This window comes from Chitinivorax tropicus (genome assembly GCF_014202905.1).
Lineage (GTDB): Bacteria > Pseudomonadota > Gammaproteobacteria > Burkholderiales > SCOH01 > Chitinivorax > Chitinivorax tropicus.
This window is the reverse complement of record NZ_JACHHY010000009.1, coordinates 46,202-66,869: the sequence shown is the minus strand read 5'-3', so window position 1 is coordinate 66,869 and position 20,668 is coordinate 46,202. Positions and strand designations below refer to the sequence as shown.

Genomic DNA, 20,668 nt, shown 5'->3' with positions numbered 1-20,668 from the left:
TTGCGGTGATCAGGTCTTGGCGGGTTGCTGTCCCATCTGATCCGCTGTTTGCAACAGCGACTGTATCGCCCGCTCAAATAGCGGCTCGGTCTCAAGGAACTTGGCGCGGCCATTTTGCAACAGCCGTTTGAACAGGCGTAGGCTGATCATGGCGGGTTCGCTCTGGTCATCGATGCTGAGCACCAGGCTGCGGGCATGTTCGCTGAACCAGTTCAGGCGGGCCAGTGCTGGGTGCCCATCCAGATTGATTTCGATCATGACACCATTTTGCAGGTGGGTGTTCCAATCCGTTTCCAGCGGCTGTTCGTCTTGTGCCTCCGCCGACTGCCCCTCACTTGATGGATGATCGGGGTCTTGCAGCAATTGTTCATAGCGCTGATCGATGATGGTCAGCTGGCTTTCCATTTCACTTAAAGCATCACTCAGTACATGCTGGTCGATTTCAACTGGCTTGCCATTGGCGTTGGCCATGTCTGCCTCGGCAGGTTGTTGGGTCAGCGGGGTGAATTGTTCGTGGATCTGTGAAAGTGACGGCACGACAGCCTGTACCGAGCCAGCACGCAAGGCACGGGTATGGAATTCGGCCAGCCAGTTCAGAAAATTCTGTTGCTGCCCTGGCGACCAATCAAGCAAGTTCAAGCCTTCACGCAGTGTGTGCAAGAGTGGTTGCAATAACAACACCAGTTGCTTGCGTTCCTGATCGTTTGTCTTGGGGGCGATGCTCCAGATCAGGTCTGGCACCACCAAGCGGTAACGCTCTGCCTTGCCTGGGTCTTCCCGTTCAGCCCGCTCGATGACGCGGGGCCAATGGTTCACCAGGAAATCCTGCAGATCGCCATCGATGGTGATCGTGGAAAGCGAGTCGGCCATCGCGGCTGAGATGCGCGCAAAACGCAACGTCCGGTTCACGGCATGTTCCATGACCTTGACTGCGCGCTCGACTTTGACATTGCTGGAGCGTAGTTCCCGGGCAATGAAGGCATCCAGCTCATCGAGCATGTGCTCGAACAGCGCGAGTCCTTCGTGATCACCACTCAGCAGCGATTCGACGATGCGGACGATTTCCTTGGTCACCCGCTCGCCACTGGGGTCCATGTGTTTCAGACCGAGTGAGATGGAGCCGATACGATTGACCAGCAGGCGGGCAGGATGGTTTTTCTGATTGAACAACGCCGGGTCTTGCAGCGCATGCTTCAGAACCAGGATCTGCAACCGCCCCAGCTGCGCACGTACCTCGGCGGGGACCTGGTTATCCCGCAGAATGAATTCGAACAGCATCGCGACCACGTCGATGATCATTTGCTGATTCAAATCCGACGTGGAGTTCTTGAGCGCCTGCCGTTGCTCCATCATCAGATTACGGACGCTGCCGTCATCCTGCGCAAAATCGGCAAATGCGCTCAACGCCGTCTGTGTCATCTGCTCGATTGACAGGGCCAGCGACTGGGTAATCGGCGCATGTTGCGTCGGGCTGGCCGCTTCTTGCCCGATGAACAACTTGCGTAAGACCTGGCCGACCTGCTGTGGTGCTCGCAACCAGCCGCTACCCTTATTGGCGCTGGTTGTGGCTGCGCTGGTGGGCTCTCGCTGGGGGAGCCCCCAGGTTGCAGACTGCTGCTGAACCCATTGCATCAACAGGTCTTCGTTGGAGGTCAGATAACCTGTCGGCTCCATATGGGACTGAGACTGGGGGGGCGCGTAGGGGTTGCCTGTTGTGCCGATTGCGGGTTGGTAGACCTGTGATGGGCTGGCGGCATAGTCGGTCGTGGCGGCGTGTCCATTGCCGTTGTCAACGCCGCTGGCGCCGCCATTGCCCAGGTTGGCCGGGCTGCGTCTGATCTTGAGCTGTAGTTCGGCAGCAATACCATGGCCTGCCAGCAATGCATTCAGGGCGCCATAGATGTCTGCAATCCGCCCAGCCAGGGCCTCGGCCATCTGCACCGTCAGCACGGCTGAAATGTCCTGGGGAATGTCGAGCTGTTCGGTGGCGCTGGCGATGCAGCGGGAAAACAGGTAGGGGCGGAACGGGTTTTCCCGCTCCTTGATATTGTCCTGCTCGAACAGCAGGGCGATGCGGATATTGAGATCGCGCAGCTGCTCTTCGGCCTCGTTGCGCAGCAGCTTGGTGATGGTGTCGATCCGCAGCTCATCATCAACGGTACTGGTGTCGACCAATGACAGGCTCAGGGTGCCGACATTGGAGAATGACGGGCGGAAAGTGCTGTAGGCGGTCTGGAAGCTGCGATTGATCAGCTGCTCCATCGAAGATTTCAAGCTCTGTTTCAAGGACTTGCTCTGGCGGATCAGGATGTCTCGCGCATCCATCAACTTGCGGCGTTCGACAGGTGAGGGGTGTATATCCGCTTTGTTGAACAAGTGATCCGAGCATTGCTGCAGGAGGGCGTCCAGCGGGTCTATAAAGGCATGCATGAATTCAGCACGCGTAGCCGCCAACAAGGCATTCCGATCCATCAGATGCCCACTCCCCGTAATAAGGTGTCAATCAGATGACCCATTTATCATCGATTCCTAATAGAACATTCTGGTTTTTAAGAAACAGCAATTGTTATTATTTTTCAAGCATAGCGGGCCGACTGGCATTTTTCTAAGCCAGGATCATATAAGCAGATTGGCCTGGGGTTGAATCATGTATGCGTTATGTTATAAATGTCAAGGCGCATTAATTCGCATGCGAAATAAATTGTTTGCAATTTGCCAATTGCTCAGGGTAAGCTCATCGTCAAATTAATGTTTTGTGCCGCTTTCAATACCCATGCGTTTATCCGCCAGTAGCATCATAGCCGTGATTATTTGCACCGTGATTAAACATCACGGGGCGCGTTGCTGCTTGGCTGAACGAATGAGATAACCGATCAGTCAAACATGTGACGAAGCCCCCGCACCGAGAGGTCCGGGGGCTTCGTCGTTTTGGGGACATGAAACGTGCCTGGGCTGATACGGACAGCCATTGGCCACCACTGGTTGCGTGGTGGAAAGGGGCGGCCAGATGAAAGGAGTTAGCGTGCGTGGTGCAGATTTGATGGTGCAGGCCCTGGTGCAAGAAGGGGTGCAGGAGATCTTTGGCTATCCAGGCGGGGCCATCATGCCCTTTTATGATGCCCTGTATGGGGCGCCACTTCGACACATTCTGTGCCGGCATGAGCAAGGGGCGGCGTTGGCAGCTTGCGGCTATGCCCGTGCATCAGGTCGGGTGGGTGTCTGCGTGGCAACCTCTGGCCCTGGCGCCACCAATATCGTGACAGCGCTGGCTGATGCGCTGTTGGATTCTGTCCCGCTGGTGGCCTTGGTCGGGCAAGTGGCTCGTCCGTTGATTGGCACGGATGCTTTTCAAGAGATCGATGTGCTGGGTATGACGCTGCCACTGGTCAAGCATTCCTACCTGGTATCGTCCCCTGACGAGCTGGGCGAGGTGCTGGCGGAGGCATTTGAACTGGCTCGTGGTGGCCGTCCTGGGCCGGTGTTGGTGGATATTCCGAAGGACATCCAGCTGGGCCGGGTGCCGGCAGGATATCGACCGCGACCTTGGCATGCCGCCAGGCCCGCGAATGAGCATGCAATACGCCAGGCCCGTGCGTTGATGGCCGAGGCCGCACGTCCGCTTTTGTATATCGGTGGTGGCGTGGTGCTGGCCGAGGCGGTGAATGCATTGCGGGAATTTGTCGATGTGACACAGATGCCCGCAGTTTGCACCCTCAAAGGCATCGGCGTCCTGCCGCATCATCATCTGCTCAATCTCGGCATGCTGGGCATGCATGGGACACAGGCTGCCAATCGTGCTGTCCAGCAATGTGATCTGCTGATTGCAGTGGGTGCCCGCTTTGACGATCGCGCAACCGGGCAGCTGGATACCTTTGCACCATTGGCCCGTGTCATCCACCTGGATATCGATCTGGCGGAGATCGGCAAGTTGCGCAAAGCGGAAGTGGCGCTGACCGATGACTTCAATCATGTGTTGCCTGGGTTGAGCATGCCGCTGCAGGTTGACCCCTGGCGAGCACAATGCCTTGCGGACAAGGCTGGATATGCCTTTCGCTATGATGCCCCAGGCCCTGCCATCTATGCGCCAGCCTTCCTCCAAGCCCTGTCACAGAGCATGCCTGACGATGCCATCGTCTGCTGTGATGTCGGGCAGCATCAGATGTGGGTTGCCCAGCACATGGGGTTCAATCTGCCGCGTCAGCATCTGAGCAGTGGCGGGCTGGGGACCATGGGGTTCGGCTTGCCAGCAGCCATTGGCGCACAGATTGCCTTTCCCGAGCGAACTGTCATCAATGTGAGTGGGGATGGCAGCTTCATGATGAATGTGCAGGAGCTTGCCACCATAGGGCGGTATCAGCTGCCAGTGAAGATCGTGCTGCTCGATAACGCCATGCTGGGCATGGTGAAACAATGGCAAGAGCTGTTCTTTGATGCCCGTTATAGCGAAACGGATCTCTCCGATAACCCGGATTTCACTCAGGTGGCTGCGGCATTTGGCATTCCCGCGCGCAGCATCCACACCCAAGCGGAACAGGCCGAGGCGCTCCAGTGCTTGCTGGCAGAGCCAGGGCCTATGTTGTTGCATATCAAAATCGATCGTCGAACCAATGTCTGGCCGCTGGTGCCGCCAGGCAAATCAAACCTGGATATGATGGAAGGAGCGTTATCGTGCGAAGTCGTATGAGTTTGTCAGTACTGGATCGGGCCGGAGCCTTGGAGCGATTGCTGCGGGTGGCCCGTCATCGTGGCTTCATCCTGCGTGAGATGACCGCCAGCCGGCATGAGAGCGGGGTGTTGAATATCGTGGTGGAGGTGGAAAGTGACCGGCAGCCCATGCTGCTGGCAAGTCAGTGGTCCAAATTGCCCGATGTTCGAGCATTGCAGATCGGTCAGACTTTGATCTGAAGGATCGACCCATGCTACTGCAGGCTGTAAATGGTGGTGGCAAATGATACCAAGACGCAGTTGGCTTGGTCTCCGGCGTAGGAATCCAGTATTCTGATCCCTTCGATTGATCATGTCCGGCAAGGAGTACTTGGATGAAGCATCTTTTCAAACCTGGTATTGGATGGAGGATCGCCACCTGTCTGGCGGTGGCTTTTCCTGGCTTGGCGACGGCGGTGACCGACGCACAGCTGGCGCGCATCAAACATGTAGTGGTCATCTATGGTGAAAATCGCAGTTTCGACAACCTGTATGGCCTGTTTCCCAAAGCAGAGGGAATCAAACAGGCTAAGCCGGAACACACCCTGCAGACAGACCGCGATGGCAAGCCCATGGCGGTGTTGCCTCCCATCTGGAAAGGCATGAGTGATGCCGTGTCGCAAGAACAGACCACCGGCTTGCCCAACGCGCCATTTCAGATAGATGACCCTAAAGGCTTCAATCAACCACTGGACGTGCCAACTCGTGACCTGGTGCATCGCTTCTACCAGCACCAGATGCAGCTCAATGAGGGCAGGAACGACCGCTTTGCCGCCTGGTCGGATGCGGGTGGATTGGTGATGGGTTACTACGACGGTCGTAAATTGCCAATGTGGCGTTGGGCAGAGCAATTCACCGTGGCGGATCACTTTTTCATGGCGGCATTCGGTGGGTCTTTCCTGAACCACCAATGGTTGATCTGTGCTTGCACGCCCCAATACCCTGATGCTGGCAGCAGCCCAGCCAAGGATAAGATCGCGGTGGTGAGCGATGATGGCAAATCGCTCAAGGTGGTTGAAGCGCTGGGGTCTGCGTTGGTAGACAAGCCTAAATATGTCCGTGACGGAGCCCTGACGCCCGATGGTTACGCCGTCAACACCATGCAGCCTCCGTACCAGCCTTCCGCCGTGCCACCCGTGGAAGGAGGGGATGTGCGGTTGGCGAACCCGCAGGATGGGCAGATGCTTCCACCGCAACAACAGGCGACCATCGGGGATCGGCTGACGGCTAAGAAAGTCAGCTGGGCATGGTATGCAGGTGGCTGGCTGCGCTCGCTGGCGGATCGATCCACCATCTATGGCGATCAGCCGCCGAAATTCCAGGCACATCACCAGCCTTTCAATTACTACGCCAGCTATGCACCGGGCACCACTGCCCGTGAAGAGCATCTGAAGGATGGCGAAGACTTCCTGAAGGATATCGATGCCGGTAAGCTGCCTGCGGTGAGCTTTTACAAGCCACAGGGAGAGTTGACCCAACACCCCGGTTACGCCGATGTGCTGAGTGGAGATCAACATATCGCGGATACGGTGGCCCGCTTGATTCGTGGGCCGCAGTGGAAGGACATGCTGATCGTGGTGACCTACGATGAGAACGGGGGCTTCTGGGATCACGTTGTGCCGCCGAAGGGGGATCGTTGGGGCCCAGGGAGCCGCATCCCGGCCATCATCATCTCACCGTATGCCCGTCGTAATCATGTGGATTCGACGCCATACGATACTACTTCCATCCTATGGTTTTTGACCCGCCGCTTTGATCTGGAGCCGCTGCCGGGCATGATCGCACGGCAGAAGGCATTGCGTGAGAATGGTCTGCCTGAGATGGGTGATCTGGTGTCTGCATTGAGCCCGGAAAATCTGGGCACGCGGAAAGGTTATGGCCGAGATGCTTCGCGGGCATCAGCGAGCAAGCCCGCCAAACATGGCAAGACATCAAAGACATCAGGAAAAGCGAAGAAGTCGGGTAAGAAAAAGCGCTGAGCATCGCGGCCTGGCAATCCGCCAGGCTGCTTTTCAAAGCGTAATCTGGTAAAAAAGGAAAAACCCGAAAATCTTTTCGATTTTCGGGTTTTTTTGTGGCGTCCCCACGGGGATTCGAACCCCGGTTATCGCCGTGAAAGGGCGGTGTCCTAGGCCTCTAGACGATGGGGACTTGGCCTTGTAATCATCAGCAGCGTCCTGTTTTGCCGATGATCTGAATCTTGGTGGAGGTAAGCGGGATCGAACCGCTGACCTCTTGCATGCCATGCAAGCGCTCTCCCAGCTGAGCTATACCCCCGAGACAGGCTGCGCATTCTAGAGAGGTCATTTCGGTTTGTAAAGGGGGTAAGCGAAAAAATTTGAATAAATCGAAAAAAATCCACCGATAGCTGCCTGCTATAATTCGCGTTGACCTGATTGAGGAGTGGCCATAAGGCAGCTGGGTGGCGTGTGTGCCGAATGCCGTAGGCCAGATATATCTTGGATTTCCATCAATATTGTGAACAAAAGGCGGCGCCTGTCGGCTCTGCTTTCTATTATGCGCTACGTGGGGTGCCCATTTCGGGCCGTCGAGGCATTGTCGCTATCTATGCATTGTCGCGTGAGTTGCACGAGGGGTTGGATGAATGCAGTGATGCCACCATTGCAGAGGCCAAGTTGGCCTGGTGGGCCACCGAGCTGGATCGCTGGGCTGCCGGGCGGCCAGAGCATCCCGTGACCAAGGCGCTGCACGATGCGGTGCCCCAGGACACCGTCACCCGCGAACAATTGCAGGAGATGCTGGACGGCGTCGAGATGAATCTGCGCCACGCCCGCTACAATGATTTCAAAGGGCTGCGTCTGTACTGCCACCGACATGGCGGTGTGGCCATGCAGTTGGCTGCGCAGATGCTGGGCTGTCGTGACAAACAGACCATGCGATACGCCCATGAGCTGGGGGTGGCGTTGAGCCTGAGCGAGCTGGTCTTGGAGGCCGGTGCGCATCTGCGCAAAGGTATCGTGTATTGGCCGGTGGAGGATCTGCAACGTTTTGAGGTGCCTGCAGCAGATCTGCTGGCGCTGAAGGTGCACCCCAATCTGGCCGCTTTGGTCGAGTTTCAGCTGGCGCGTGCGTTGACGCATCTGTCTGATGCTGCCAAAACGTTGCCGCCCGCGGCAGAAGCGCGTAGCCTCAGATATGGCAGGATATTGGCGGCCATTGCCGGTGCGACCTTGGGCGAGGTCAAAGCGGCGGGGGCCAACTGTGTGTTGAACCAGCGGGTTTCGTTGACACCGATTCGCAAACTCTGGATTGCGCTGAAAACGCGTTGATCCGCATATTGAATGACAAACAGCATGATCGATTTTCGTACTTATCAACCCACTGCAGATGCACTCAAAGACCGTGTGATCCTTGTGACGGGCGCCAGTCAGGGCGTGGGGAAAGAGGCTGCGTTGTGCTTGGCCAAGCATGGTGCCACTGTGGTTTTGCTGGGGCGGCATGTGAAGAAGCTGGAGGCGGTCTATGACGCGATCGAAGCCAATGGCGGGCCGAAGCCGGCTGCGGTGGCCATCGACCTGGAGCGCGCTACCGAAGCGGAGCTGGCCAATGTGGCGACCCAGATCCAAAGCCAGCTGGGGCGGCTTGATGGCATCTTGCACAATGCGTCGGCTTTTGTCGGGCTGTTCCCGCTGGAGCAGGAGCCGATGGAGTATTTTATGACCCATTTGCGAGTCAACGTGGTGGCGCCTGCGGCGTTGACCCGTGCCTGCTTGCCCTTGTTGCGGGCCAGTGGCGATGGCAGTGTGGTGTTGGTGGGGGAATCGCATGGCCTGAAAGCAAGCCCATACTGGGGCAGCTTTTCCATCTCGCGTGCTGCAGCCATGTTCTACGCGCAGATCGCTGCGTCTGAATGGGATGCTGCCCATGACCCGCGTGTCAACATCGTGGTGCCAGGCCCGATTCATTGCCCGCAGCGCACCAAGACCCACCCCGGCGAGGTGCGCGAATCCTTGCCACAACCAGCGCAATTGATGCCGATCTATCTGTATCTGCTAGGCGCGGACAGCAAAGGGGTCACGGGGCAGACTTTCCAGTGTGCTGAATGGTTGACGGTGCAGGCGTAAGGGGGCAGGGCGGCGTATGACATCACTTTTCAAGAAGGTTGCACTGGTCGCCCGCCATGGCAAGCCAGAGATCATTACCTCGATGCTTGATCTGGCGGGGTTCCTGGCAGAGGACGGGGTTGTGGTGCTGTTCGATGACCAGAGTATCGATGCCGATCAGGCGGCGGGTTATCAACGTATCGAACGCGATAAGATCGGGCGCATGGCGGATCTGGTGGTGGTGCTGGGGGGGGACGGCACGATGTTGTCGGTGGCTCGCCTGATTGCGCCTTACCGTATCCCCTTGGTCGGCATCAATCAAGGTCGGCTGGGGTTCATGACGGATATTCCACTGCACGAGATGAAGCAGTCGGTGGCGGAGATCCTGAAAGGGGAGTTCATTCCAGAGGAGCGCATTCTGCTGGAGGCGACTCTCTACCGTAACGGGCAGGAAATCACCAAAGGTTTGGCATTCAACGACGTGGTGTTCAGCCGTGGTGCGACTGGCTCGATGATCGAGTTCGAGATTTTCGTTGATGATCAGTTTGTCTACAGCCAGCGTTCCGATGGCTTGATCGTCAGCACGCCAACCGGCTCGACGGCGTATTCGCTGGCGTCGGGCGGCCCGATTCTGCATCCGACGGTTCCTGCAATCACGCTGGTGCCGATCTGTCCACAGTCTTTATCCAATCGGCCAATTGCCATCAACGATGGTAGCGTGGTTGAATTCATCCTGACCCGTGGTCAGGATGCCCGCGTGCATTTTGACAATCAGTCACATAATGATCTGCACGAATTGGATCGGGTGGTGATCCGACGTTACCGGAATTCACTGCGTATTCTGCACCCGATGAATTACAGCTATTACGATATGCTCCGGCACAAGCTGCACTGGGGCGAAAAACTACTCTGATACCCACACTATCATGCTGCTGACGTTGCGAATTCGAGATTTTGTCATCGTTGACAAGCTGCAACTGGATTTCAAGCCGGGCTTCACGGTATTGACCGGGGAAACCGGTGCCGGGAAGTCCATTCTGATCGATGCGCTGGGGCTGGTTCTGGGCGAGCGCGCCGAGCCCGGTATGGTGCGAGCCGGGGCTGCCAAGTCTGAAATCGAGGCGGAATTCGATATTGTCCACCTCGTGCCCCTGCAGACCTGGCTGGCAGACAATGAGCTGGTGGGCGATGACCATGCATTGCTGATGCGGCGGACGGTGGATAGCAATGGTCGCTCCCGCGCGTTCATCAATGGTCGGTCGGTGACGCTGCAACAGCTGAAGGAGGCTGGCGAGCACTTGGTCGATATCCACGGCCAGCATGCCCACCAGTCGCTGCTGAAAGCCGATGCGCAGCGCCTGATGGTGGATGGCTATGGCGGATTGTTGCCATTGGCTGCAGAGGTCAAAGCAGCGTGGCAAGCTTGGCAATCCTTGCGGCGTACCCGGCTGGAGTGGGAAAAGAATGCCGCTGCCTATGCCGCAGAGCGCGAGCAATTGCAATGGCAGGTCAAGGAGCTGAGCGCGCTAGGCTTTACTGCCGACATCTGGCGGGATCTGCAGACGGAGCATGCGCGGTTGTCGAACGCAGCCAGTCTGCTGGAGGGTGCGCAGTTCGGTCTGGATCTGATCTCGGAGAATGAGCCGAGTGCAGCAGGGGTAGTGGGCAGCGTGTTGTCTCGCCTGCAGGGGTTGGCTGAGTATGACCCTGCCTTGTGTGAAACCATCGAGCTGCTGGAATCTGCGGAGGTGCAGCTTCGCGAGGTGGCCTATGGTCTGCGCCATTACCTGCAACGTGCCGATCTGGACCCGCAGCGGCTTCAGGAGGTGGAAAGCCGCTTGGACGCCATTCACGGCATGGCTCGTAAGTACCGTGTCAGCGAAGAGGTGCTGGGCGAGCTGCTGGCCACCAAGCAGGTACGGTTGGATGAGCTGGGTGGTGAGGACGCCGACGATGGTCTGCTCAAACGTGAGCAGGCTGCAGAGGCGCATTTCAGGCAGGTTGCCATGCAGCTGTCTGCGCGACGGGCTGAGGTGGCGTCTGAGCTGGGGCAGCGGGTGACCACGGAAATGCAGCAGTTGGCGATGGCCAGTGGTCGTTTCGACATCACCTTGAAGCCACAAGCTGAAGGCAGCGCACATGGCCTGGAGCAGATTGAATTCCTCGTCAGCGCCAATGCCGGTATGGCGCCCAGGCCGCTCGCCAAGGTTGCCTCCGGGGGGGAGTTGTCACGGATCAGCTTGGCATTGCAGGTAGTGGCCAGCAGCGTGGCCTCGGTGCCTGTGTTGGTGTTTGACGAGGTCGATGTCGGCATCGGTGGGCGGGTGGCCGAGATCGTCGGCCAGCTGTTGAAGCGCCTGGGCGCAGCCCATCAGGTGCTGTGTATCACGCACTTGCCGCAAGTGGCGGCGAGAGGCGACCAGCAATGGCAGGTGGCCAAGCACATGGCCGATGGCAATACCTTGTCGTCGATTCGTGAGCTGAGCGCCCAGGAGCGTGTGGCTGAGATTGCGCGCATGTTGGGCGGGGTGGCGATCACCGATACAACGCTCAAACATGCCGAGGAAATGCTGGCGGGTTAGGTGCGGTTGATCCGGAGGGCGCCTGGCGCACAAAGGATTTGTAATTTCCTGTATTCGACAGAATGACCGTTCTGGAGAAGCGCTATACTTGACTCAGCGTACTTGGCAAACAGATTGAGGGTGACGGTGACAGCTGCGGAAGACGATATCCAACACGGGCCTTTGGAGTCTTATCTGGGCTTGATCAAGACCCAGGGCGTATCGACGCGTGAAATCAATTTACGCAAGCATTTTTTGCGGCACTTGACTTCAAACCTGCAAGGTTTGCCGGTCAGTGGTGAGCTGTACCGTGAGGTGGTGGATCAGATACTACGCAAGTTTCCGGATGACGCGACCTCGCAGGATATATTCAAGACGGCGGCCCGAGAGTTCTACAACTTCTGGATCTGTGACACCAAATCCTTGTCCAAACTCACCCAGGCGGCGCTGATCGGGCAGGAGCCTATCCATATCCACATTCAAGGGGGGCTGAGTGACCTATTGAATGAAATGGACAGGGCGCGAGGGTGGGTAAGTGCCGATTGGGCCGCGATCGAGCGTTATCTGCAGCAGTTGGCCGCGCATGGCCTGTCTCAGGCAGCCATCGACGTGCGTGAAAGGCTGTTGAAGTTGTTGATGTTCGTCTCACGTGATTATCCCTCCTCTCCTCGGGTCTATCGTGCGGCAGTGGATGCCATGCTCCCCTTGTTCACCACGCCGGAGGGGCAACAGGTATTCGTCTCCCTGGCTCGGGAGTTCTATTACTTCTGGCTACAAGACCCCGCCGCAGGTGTCAAGCTGGAGGGACTGCCCGGCCAGCCCAATGGAAACAACCACCTGGCTTTTTGAGCCGCTGTCATGTCCGCCAAAGCTGTTGAGCGGTCATGGCTACTCAACAGCCGCAGGGGTGGCTTGGTGTGTTCCTTCTCTTATCAGGCATTCGATTCCGTGCTAATTTCAGGCTCTTCTTTGTTCCCTGGCCCCGCGTTGCTCGATGAATCGGTTTTGCCCCCCTCCTTGCGTATATCACCCCTGGCAGCAACATTTCCCTGCGCTGCAGATATTTGCCACCCAGTTTGACCGGGACCACTTTGATCACGAGTTATTGAATGCCTTGCCAGGTATGCTGCCCGACAGCATCCGGCGGTCGGCGGCGAAACGCCAGGCCGATTTCCTGAGTGGTCGGCTGTGTGCCTTATCGGCCATGGCTGCCTTGCAGCTGCCGCCCATGGTGCCAGGAATCGGTGAAGATCGATCGCCGCAATGGCCGGCTGGTGTGGTGGGCAGCATCACGCATGGCGCGGGGTTGGCCCTGGCCGCAGTGGCATGCGCTGCTGACTGCCTGGGGGTGGGCATCGATGTGGAAACCCTGCAAAAGCCCGACACCATGCACAGCGTGGCCGAGCAGGTACTGACCCCTCATGAGCTGCATATCCGGGCCTTGCTGCCGGATATGCAACAAGCAGATTTCATTTCGACGGTGTTCTCGCTGAAAGAGAGCTTGTATAAGGCGTTGTATCCCATTGTCGGAAAATCGTTTTATTTTCAAGATGCAGAGCTGGTGGCCTGGCAGGCCGAGACAGTCAGCCTAAGGTTGTTGACGGATTTGTCGGATGTCTGGTGTGCCAACGCGACGCTGACAGGGCATTACGTTCATATCGATGGCCGCGTGATCAGCCTGGTCGTCATCCTGCCTGATTGATGGTTGGTTATCGTCAGTGAGGCGATAAGCACGCGATATTCACCGCGTACTTGTAGAAGAAACTTCACCCGTCGCACATCAGCCATTTCGAAATAAATTGTGCGGTGACGAGTATCACTATAACTGCATATTATGAAAGGATTATTGAGAAAATAACATTGATATTTATGGGAATGACGTTGTGCTATGCTGGAACTTGCATGCAGGAGTGGAGTCGATCAATAAGGACATGTCAGAAATCGAATTTGGTCTGCATGCCCGCTATAAATCCAATTCAATGAGGAGCGCAACATGCTACAACGTCTCAGGAGTCCATTCCGGTGGTGGCTTGGCTTGGCAATGGTGATCGCCTTGCTGGGCCTTGGTGGGTGCCTGGAGGTGTCCAAACCTGCACAAGGCCGCTATCTGACCGATTCGCAGGGTAGGGCATTGATTCTACATGGATTGAATACCTCGAATGGTGCCAAGCACAGCGGTGATCACATGTCATGGGTCACGGAAAGCGATGTCGAACGAGAGGCCAATGAGTGGGGGTTCAACTTTGTCCGACTGTTGGTATTCTGGGGGGCGATCGAGCCGGAGAAAGGGGTGTACAACTACCAGTATCTGGATGAGGTCCAGAAGCGGGTGGAGTGGTATACCCGGCGTGGTATGCATGTGTTGATCGACATGCATCAAGACATGTATGGCTACGGAGTGGGTGGGAACGGCGCACCTGCCTGGGCGACTGAGACGGACGGCCACAAGCTAGGCAGCTTCAATGTTGGACAATTCTGGTGGTTGAAGAATCTGGACCCTGCTGTCATTGCGGCATTCAAGAATTTCTGGGAATACCGCGATCACCCTGAGCTGCAGGAGCACTACATTGCTGCTTTCCAGCTGGTCGCACAGCGTTTCCGCAGCAATCCAGGCGTCATCGGCTATGACTTGATGAATGAGCCGCATGGCGGGGATCTGGGCAAAGCGATAAGTGGGGACTTTCAACGTACTTGGCTGGCGGATTTCTACAAACGGCTGATCCCTAAACTGCGTGCGATCGAGCCGGATAAATACCTGTTCTTCGAGCCCCAGGCATTTGGCATCAACTTCGGCTTTCCCGCCGCACTGCCCAAGATCGAGGACACCCGTAGCGGCGACAACAAACTGGTCTATGCACCCCACCTGTACCCAGTCTTCCAGCACGAGGGGGTGAAATACAGCGATATCGATCGTAAGCAGATGCGAGATTGGTCGAAATACCGTGCACAGGAGATGGATTTGCATGGCACGCCGCTGGTGGTGGGGGAGCTAGGAGGCAGCGAGCAGATGCCCAACCTTCATCAGTATCTGGATGATGCATTGACCATGCTTGATGATATGGGTGCGGGTTGGGCCTATTGGTCGAGCGACCCAGGTGAGTGGGGGCCGGTCAATGCAGACCGGCAGGAGATGCCTAAGCTCAACCGCTTGATCCGTACCTACCCGCGTGCCATCGCTGGTGCGCCGGTGTCATTCCGGTACGTGCCGGGTGCTGCCGACTTCACCTTGGTGTTCCGTGAAAAGCCTGGCGTGACCGGCCCGACAGAGATCTTCGTGCCACGCCGTCATTACCCGGATGGATTTCAATTGAGTGTGTCGGATGCAGTAGGTACTTGGCGGTCTGAGTACGATGAGAAAACCCAGATTCTGAAATTATGGACCAATCCGGCCAATGAGGAGCATACCGTCCGCATCTTCCGCAAATTCCAGAATCTCTATCTGCCTTACTTCGCCAAGTGTGTTGCAGCACAGCCGGGCAGCCGGGCTGTTACACAGGATTGCAATGGCGAATCCAGCCAAGGTTGGGTCATTGGTAATGATCAGACATTGCGCAGCAAACTGGATGTCAATCAGTGCCTGGATGTCAGCGATGGGCTGGCCTGGAATGCCAAAACTGTTCAGCTCCATGCCTGCAATGGAACCGATGCGCAGAAATGGTACTTTGACAATGGATTGCTGCGCACAGCGCTGAACCCGACAAAGTGCCTGGATGTGGCTTATGGCGCCACCAGCGACAAGATGCAATTGTGGGATTGCACGGGTGGGCGGGCACAGCTCTTTGCCTATCGTGCCGAGGGGGCCAGTCAGGATCACTTGTTGCGTAATGAGGCGACGAACCTGTGTCTAGACGTGAAAGACGGCAAGATGGAAGATGGCAATGATGTGATTACCTACCCTTGCCATGGCCGCGCCAACCAGCGTTGGTTCTATGAACCCAGCTCGGGTTTCGTGCACAGCGTGCAGGACAGACGCTTCTGCCTGGATAACCGTGGTAAGACGGAATCGGGCAGCGCATGGGGCATCTGGACTTGCGAGAATTCTGACAATCTGCGTTTCAACTGGAGCGGTACTACCTTGCGTCCTTACCGCAATCTCGATCTGGCTATGTCGGCAGGTCGGGGGATGGTGGCTGTCACGCAGCAGGAAAACGATGGTTCAGACCCCGCCGTGAGATGGCGGATGGAGTAACCACCGTAGAATCAGCAGCCCTGCGGGTAATACCTGTAGGGCTGTTTGATTGTGCCCCCTGCGCGGTGGCGTGGCGGGCCTGGTGACTTATCGTCTGAGGTCAGCGTTGCTTGGCGCCAACGCACAGTTCACCCACGTAAATCCCCCATTTGCCATTGCCGATGTAGTCACCGTAGGCGTAGATCGTACCGGTGGCGCCAGCATATTTACCCGTACCGCCCACGATCAACGACTGCTCCGTGGCACCTGTGGTGCCCATCGCGCCAGCCTCGGCACCAAACAGATTGCCATCCGCAGTCTTGATTATTGTTCTGCCTGTGAACAACAAACGTGTTTGAGGCATGGGGCTTGGCATGGGTGGTGCTTCACGTTCATTGAGGGCGCCAGGCGTCATGGAACGCGCTTGATTCGCACCGACCATCTGTTCCAGTGTCAGGCCAGCAAAACCATCACCCAGGTTGGACAGCTTGATGGAAAAACAGCTGTTGGGCGCGCCCTGCATGCCCAAGTACAGATTGCCTGGATATTCCTGAGCGATCTTGCAGGCAGGATCAGGCAGCATCTGCACGCCACCAAACAAGGTCTGGCAACTCGGGGCGGCCTGGGCAAGATTTAGGGAAACCGCTGCAACGGCTAGCATCAGGAGTTTGATTTTCATATATCCTCGGAAGTGAAATAGATGGCCTTTCAAGCCCGCGATGTTACTGGCCTAGCGCTTGGCGCAGCAACTACATGTGATTATAAGTAAGTAATGAACCTTTCATGCGTGATGTGAATATCTCGTGCTGATACAAGCTGTTGAGCCACGCCAATTTGAACTCATGGCTACAATGGTTATTCGGATTGACTTGAAGTCTGCTCATGTTTTGCCGCCGATCATTGTCTGAGGGCGCGGCTGGCCCGGCAGCTCAGCTACCATGTCCACCAACCGCGCGCCGGTGCGGGTGCTGATGCGATGTCAATCGAGCAGATCCATGTGGGCTGAAGGCTTGGAGTGTGATGATGAAACCTGCTTTGAACGTATTGGGTTTGCCGCTGGAGTCGTGCAGCCATGCCCCGTTGACTGGCTTTTTCAGGGATGGCTGTTGCCATACCGACGAATCGGACACGGGTGAGCATGTGGTGTGTGCAGAAATGACGCTGGCCTTTTTGAATTTTTCGCAATCGAGGGGTAACGATCTGTCTACGCCACGACCGGAGTATGGGTTTCAGGGACTCAAACCGGGGGATCGTTGGTGCCTGTGTGCTGATCGTTGGATCGAGGCCCTATTGCTCGGCGCAGCCCCCAGGCTAGTCTTGGCGGCAACCCACGAGGCGATTCTCGATAAGGTGTCTCTGGAGACATTGGTGGCCTATGCAGTCGATCGGCCATTGCCCGCTACTGGGCGGTGATCTGTAGCGCCTACGGTAATTGTGCCAAGTGACCAGATCGGGTGGTTGCATGAAAAAGCCCGTGTCATTTGACACGGGCTGATGGCTGCCAGGGTGCAGGGCTTAGACCGTTGCGTCCACAACGGCCAGCGCAGTCATGTTCACCACACGGCGTGGGCTGGCTGTTGGCGTCAGGATATGCACCGGTTTGGCGGCGCCAAGCAGGATCGGGCCGATGGTGACCCCATCGGCTGCCGAGACTTTCAGCAGATTGAAGCTGATATTGGCAGCATCCAGGGTTGGCATGATCAGGATGTTGGCATCCTCTTTGAAGCGTGCATTGGGGAATACCAATTGGCGAATCGCGCCTGACAGCGCAGCATCACCATGCATTTCGCCTTCCACTTCCAGATCCGGCGAGGTCTGATTCAGAATCTCCAGCACCTGCCGCATTTTACTGGCGGAGGGGGTGTTGACCGTGCCGAAGCTGGAATGCGACAGCAGCGCCACCTTGGGGGCAATGCCGAAGCGGCGGACGGTGTCCGCTGCCATCCGGGTGATTTCCGCCAGCTGTTCCGCTGTGGGGTCCGGGTTCACATAGGTGTCAGCGATAAAGACATTGCCATGCGGCAGGATCAGGGCGTTCATCGCGCCAAAGGTCTTGACGCCGGGGCGCAGGCCGATGACCTGCTCAATGAATTCCAGATGGTTTTGGTACTGGCCATAGGTGCCGCAAATCATGGCATCGGCTTCACCGCGACGCAGCATCAGTGCGCCGATCAGTGTCGTCTTGCGGCGCACCTCGCGGCGGGCGAACTGGATGCTGACACCTTTGCGTTGCATGATTTCGTAATAGGCTTGCCAGTATTCGCCATAGCGAGGGTCGTTTTCATTGTTGACCAGCTCGAAATCGACGCCAGGCTTGATCCGCAGGCCCAGGCGTTGAATCCGCTGCTCGATGACATGAGGGCGACCGATCAGGATCGGGTAGGCCAGACCTTGATCGACGACTTCCTGAACCCCGTGCAACACACGCTCGTCTTCGCCTTCTGCATAGACAACGCGCTTCTTCGCGCTCTTGGCCAAGCTGAAGACAGGCTTCATGAATAGATTCGACTTATAGACGAACTGGGTCAGCTCATCGGTATAAGCCTGCATATCTTTGATCGGGCGGGTGGCAATGCCTGAATCCATGGCAGCCTTGGCCACGGCTGGGGCGATCTTCAGGATGAGCCGGGGGTCGAAAGGCTTGGGAATGATGTAATCTGGGCCAAAGCTCAGATTCTGACCCACATAGGCATCGGCAACGACGTCTGATTGCTCGGCCATGGCCAGATCCGCAATGGCGCGGACGCAAGCCAGCTTCATCTCTTCATTGATGGTGGTTGCGCCTACATCGAGCGCACCCCGGAAGATGAATGGGAAGCACAAAACGTTGTTGACCTGGTTGGGGAAGTCAGAGCGACCGGTACAGATGATGGCATCGGGGCGGGCTTCCTTGGCCAGCGGAGGCAGGATTTCCGGCTCGGGGTTGGCCAGCGCCAGGATCAGCGGGTGTGCCGCCATGGTCTTGACCATGTCCTGTGTGACCAGTTTTGGCCCGGACAGCCCCAAGAAGATGTCTGCGTTGACGATGGCGTCCTTCAACGCGCGAGCATCGGTTGTCTTGGCGTAGCGGCGCTTGGATTCATCAAGCTTTTCCCAGTCTTCGCGGGCGGTATGCACCACGCCTTTGGAGTCGCACATGACGATGTTGTCCATGTGTACGCCCAGTGCCACCAGCAGATCCAGGCAGGCAACAGCAGCAGCCCCCGCGCCAGAGGTGACCAGCTTGACCTTGCTGATGTCCTTGCCGACGATGCGCAAGCCATTCAGCACGGCGGCGGCGGTAATGATTGCGGTGCCATGTTGGTCATCATGGAAAACCGGAATCTTCATCTTTTCGCGCAGCTTGCGCTCGATGTAGAAGCATTCAGGGGCTTTGATGTCTTCCAGATTGATGCCGCCAAAGGTTGGCTCCAGCGAGGCGATGATATCGACCAGCTTATCGGGGTCTTTTTCGTTCACCTCGATATCGAATACATCGATACCCGCGAATTTCTTGAACAGGACGCCTTTGCCTTCCATCACCGGCTTGCCCGCCAGTGCGCCGATGTCGCCCAGGCCCAGTACAGCTGTGCCGTTGGAGATCACCGCGACCAGATTGCCGCGTGCGGTGTAGGCGTAAGCGTTGGCAGGATCTTCAACAATTGCATCACAAGCAGCGGCAACACCGGGTGAGTAGGCCAGAGCCAGATCGCGTTGGCTGGCAAGCGGTTTGGTCGGCGCAACCTGAATCTTGCCGGGTTTGGGGAACTGGTGGTAATGCAGCGCACTGCGGCGCAATTCGTCATCCATAAACGGCTCCTGCGTGGGGTTTTATTGAGGAGAGGCCGACATTATAGCGATTCGCTTCCCATGGTGGTGCTTGTGGTTTACACCTACCGGTTGTCGGGGTTTGGGTTGCTGGCAAGCGGCTGATCGGCCTGCCAGCAGACGGCAGTGTCAGGGCAGCCAAGCGGGAATCTGCGCGACCAGCGTCTGCTTCTCACTTTGTACATCGCCAAGCAGTGCAAAGCCAAGCAATTGATCACCGGCTTGGTACAACGCTTTCAAGCCGGTTGCTGTTTCCTGTATCGCCCATTCGCCAGTCGGCGCACCCATGACTGGGCAGACCGTCGTCGGGCAGGCCGGGGTCTTGACCAACACTGGCATGGCGGGATAGGCCAGCGCGGCGGTCTGGCCTGCCAGAATGGGCGCCAGTGAACGGGCTGCCTGCATGATCGGCATCACGAACGGCAGGTTGAGGCCTGCCACCTCTGCGCAATCACCTAGTGCGTAGATGGCTGGGTGACTGGTCTGCAGGTGGCGATCGACGACGATGCCTCGACTGATCGCCAGACCTGCTTGGCTTGCCAAGTCAGTGCGGGGTTGCAGCCCGATTGCGGAGAGGACGACATCGGCTTCCAATGTGTCACCCTGTGCAAGCTCAATGACAAAGCCAGTTGCGGAGCGGCTGACAGCGCGTGCGGCGTGCCCCAGCCGGAGCTGTATACCCAGGTCTTCCAGTCTGCGCTGCATAAAGCGGCCTGCCTGTTCTGGCAGCAGCCGAGATAGCGGCCAGGCTGCCGGGTCCACCAGCGTGATCTCCAGCCCTGCTTGGCTCCAGTCATTGGCAAATTCACAACCGATCAGCCCAGCACCAAGGATTGCCACACGTTTTTTCCCGATAAGGTGGGCGCGGCATTGGCGATAGTCTTCCAGATCATTGACGGTCAGGATGGCATCGGCTGCATCCCCCGCCAGATGGGGGCGGATCGGGTCTGCGCCAACGGCCAGCACGAGTTTCTCGAAATCCAGCTTGCGATCAGCGAGCTGGACTGTCTGCTGCGCTGGGTCAATGTGCGTGACCGCCTGTTGGGTATGGATCTCGGCCCCCAGCTCACTTGCCATCTGGGTGGCGGTCTTCATGGCCAGCTGGTCTGGCTGTTTGTTGCTGGCTAAGCTGCTCGACAGCAAAGGCTTGGAGTAGAACTCTCCTGCATCGCGGGTGATCAGATGTAGCGGGGTGTTTTTGTCCAGCTTGCGGAATTCGCGGGCCAGGTTATAGCCTGCCAATCCCGTACCGATGATGATGATGGGGCGTGTCATGTAGTGTTGGCTATCCGGAAAGGGAAAAAGTGACTAGGTTCTGTTGCCAGAACCTAGGTTAACGGAGCGCAGCCAATTGCGCCAGCCTG

15 protein-coding genes and 2 tRNA genes are annotated in these 20,668 nt (G+C 57.2%); 11 read left to right on the top strand and 6 right to left on the bottom strand.

Translation table 11 applies throughout. The features are described from left to right. Positions 1-9 precede the first annotated feature (9 nt). A complete protein-coding gene (locus HNQ59_RS08635) occupies positions 10-2,472 on the bottom strand; it encodes a DUF1631 family protein (protein ID WP_184037832.1) in 2,463 nt (820 codons plus the stop codon). Positions 2,473-3,022: 550 nt separating this feature from the next. On the opposite strand from HNQ59_RS08635, the gene ilvG reads away from it, so the two are divergent. The 3 genes from ilvG to acpA all read left to right on the top strand — a co-directional run bounded on the left by ilvG (position 3,023) and on the right by acpA (position 6,683). Next, a complete protein-coding gene (ilvG, locus tag HNQ59_RS08630) occupies positions 3,023-4,684 on the top strand; it encodes an acetolactate synthase 2 catalytic subunit (protein WP_343074227.1) in 1,662 nt (553 codons plus the stop codon). Then, positions 4,669-4,905, top strand: a complete 237-nt coding sequence (locus HNQ59_RS08625) for an ACT domain-containing protein (RefSeq protein ID WP_184037826.1) — start codon at positions 4,669-4,671, stop codon at positions 4,903-4,905. The genes ilvG and HNQ59_RS08625 overlap by 16 nt, the downstream gene beginning before the upstream one ends. Positions 4,906-5,039: 134 nt before the next feature. Then, positions 5,040-6,683, top strand: coding sequence for an acid phosphatase (acpA, locus tag HNQ59_RS08620; protein WP_184037823.1), 1,644 nt, complete (start codon positions 5,040-5,042; stop codon positions 6,681-6,683). A gap of 96 nt (positions 6,684-6,779) precedes the next feature. Here the strand turns inward: acpA and HNQ59_RS08615 are convergent. Together HNQ59_RS08615 and HNQ59_RS08610 are read right to left on the bottom strand one after the other, a co-directional pair. Next, positions 6,780-6,855, bottom strand: a tRNA-Glu gene (locus HNQ59_RS08615). A 50-nt stretch (positions 6,856-6,905) separates the two neighbouring features. Then, positions 6,906-6,981: transfer RNA gene (locus tag HNQ59_RS08610), tRNA-Ala, on the bottom strand. A 182-nt stretch (positions 6,982-7,163) separates the two neighbouring features. Between HNQ59_RS08610 and HNQ59_RS08605 the strand changes: the two genes are divergently transcribed. From HNQ59_RS08605 to HNQ59_RS08575, 7 genes are all read left to right on the top strand, one after another. After that, positions 7,164-7,994, top strand: a complete 831-nt coding sequence (locus HNQ59_RS08605) for a squalene/phytoene synthase family protein (protein ID WP_184037820.1) — start codon at positions 7,164-7,166, stop codon at positions 7,992-7,994. A gap of 24 nt (positions 7,995-8,018) precedes the next feature. Continuing rightward, positions 8,019-8,789 carry an SDR family NAD(P)-dependent oxidoreductase gene (locus HNQ59_RS08600; RefSeq protein WP_184037817.1) on the top strand — a complete coding sequence of 257 codons (771 nt, stop codon included), beginning with the start codon at positions 8,019-8,021 and terminating at the stop codon, positions 8,787-8,789. A gap of 16 nt (positions 8,790-8,805) precedes the next feature. Further along, on the top strand, positions 8,806-9,681 hold the full coding sequence (locus tag HNQ59_RS08595) for an NAD kinase (RefSeq protein WP_184037814.1): 876 nt from the start codon (positions 8,806-8,808) through the stop codon (positions 9,679-9,681). 13 nt (positions 9,682-9,694) lie between these two features. Beyond that, on the top strand, positions 9,695-11,350 hold the full coding sequence (recN, locus tag HNQ59_RS08590) for a DNA repair protein RecN (RefSeq protein WP_184037811.1): 1,656 nt from the start codon (positions 9,695-9,697) through the stop codon (positions 11,348-11,350). Positions 11,351-11,470: 120 nt separating this feature from the next. Beyond that, complete coding sequence (locus HNQ59_RS08585; protein ID WP_184037808.1) at positions 11,471-12,178, top strand: hypothetical protein; 708 nt, start codon at positions 11,471-11,473, stop codon at positions 12,176-12,178. A gap of 145 nt (positions 12,179-12,323) precedes the next feature. Beyond that, complete coding sequence (locus HNQ59_RS08580) at positions 12,324-13,031, top strand: 4'-phosphopantetheinyl transferase family protein (protein ID WP_184037805.1); 708 nt, start codon at positions 12,324-12,326, stop codon at positions 13,029-13,031. A 291-nt stretch (positions 13,032-13,322) separates the two neighbouring features. Beyond that, on the top strand, positions 13,323-15,518 hold the full coding sequence (locus HNQ59_RS08575; RefSeq protein WP_184037802.1) for a ricin-type beta-trefoil lectin domain protein: 2,196 nt from the start codon (positions 13,323-13,325) through the stop codon (positions 15,516-15,518). A gap of 100 nt (positions 15,519-15,618) precedes the next feature. Here the strand turns inward: HNQ59_RS08575 and HNQ59_RS08570 are convergent, their stop codons facing one another. Continuing rightward, complete coding sequence (locus HNQ59_RS08570) at positions 15,619-16,176, bottom strand: hypothetical protein (RefSeq protein ID WP_184037799.1); 558 nt, start codon at positions 16,174-16,176, stop codon at positions 15,619-15,621. A gap of 344 nt (positions 16,177-16,520) precedes the next feature. Here HNQ59_RS08570 and HNQ59_RS08565 point away from each other — a divergent pair, with 344 nt between their 5' ends. Next, positions 16,521-16,910: a DUF2237 family protein gene (locus HNQ59_RS08565; RefSeq protein WP_184037796.1), complete on the top strand. Its 390-nt coding sequence runs from the start codon at positions 16,521-16,523 to the stop codon at positions 16,908-16,910. 102 nt (positions 16,911-17,012) lie between these two features. On the opposite strand, the gene HNQ59_RS08560 is transcribed toward HNQ59_RS08565, so the two are convergent. After that, the gene (locus HNQ59_RS08560) at positions 17,013-19,286 is read right to left on the bottom strand and encodes an NADP-dependent malic enzyme (protein WP_184037793.1); all 2,274 of its coding nucleotides are present in this window, start codon (positions 19,284-19,286) and stop codon (positions 17,013-17,015) included. Between the two features lie 147 nt (positions 19,287-19,433). After that, positions 19,434-20,579 carry an NAD(P)/FAD-dependent oxidoreductase gene (locus HNQ59_RS08555; RefSeq protein WP_184037790.1) on the bottom strand — a complete coding sequence of 382 codons (1,146 nt, stop codon included), beginning with the start codon at positions 20,577-20,579 and terminating at the stop codon, positions 19,434-19,436. Positions 20,580-20,668 lie beyond the last annotated feature (89 nt).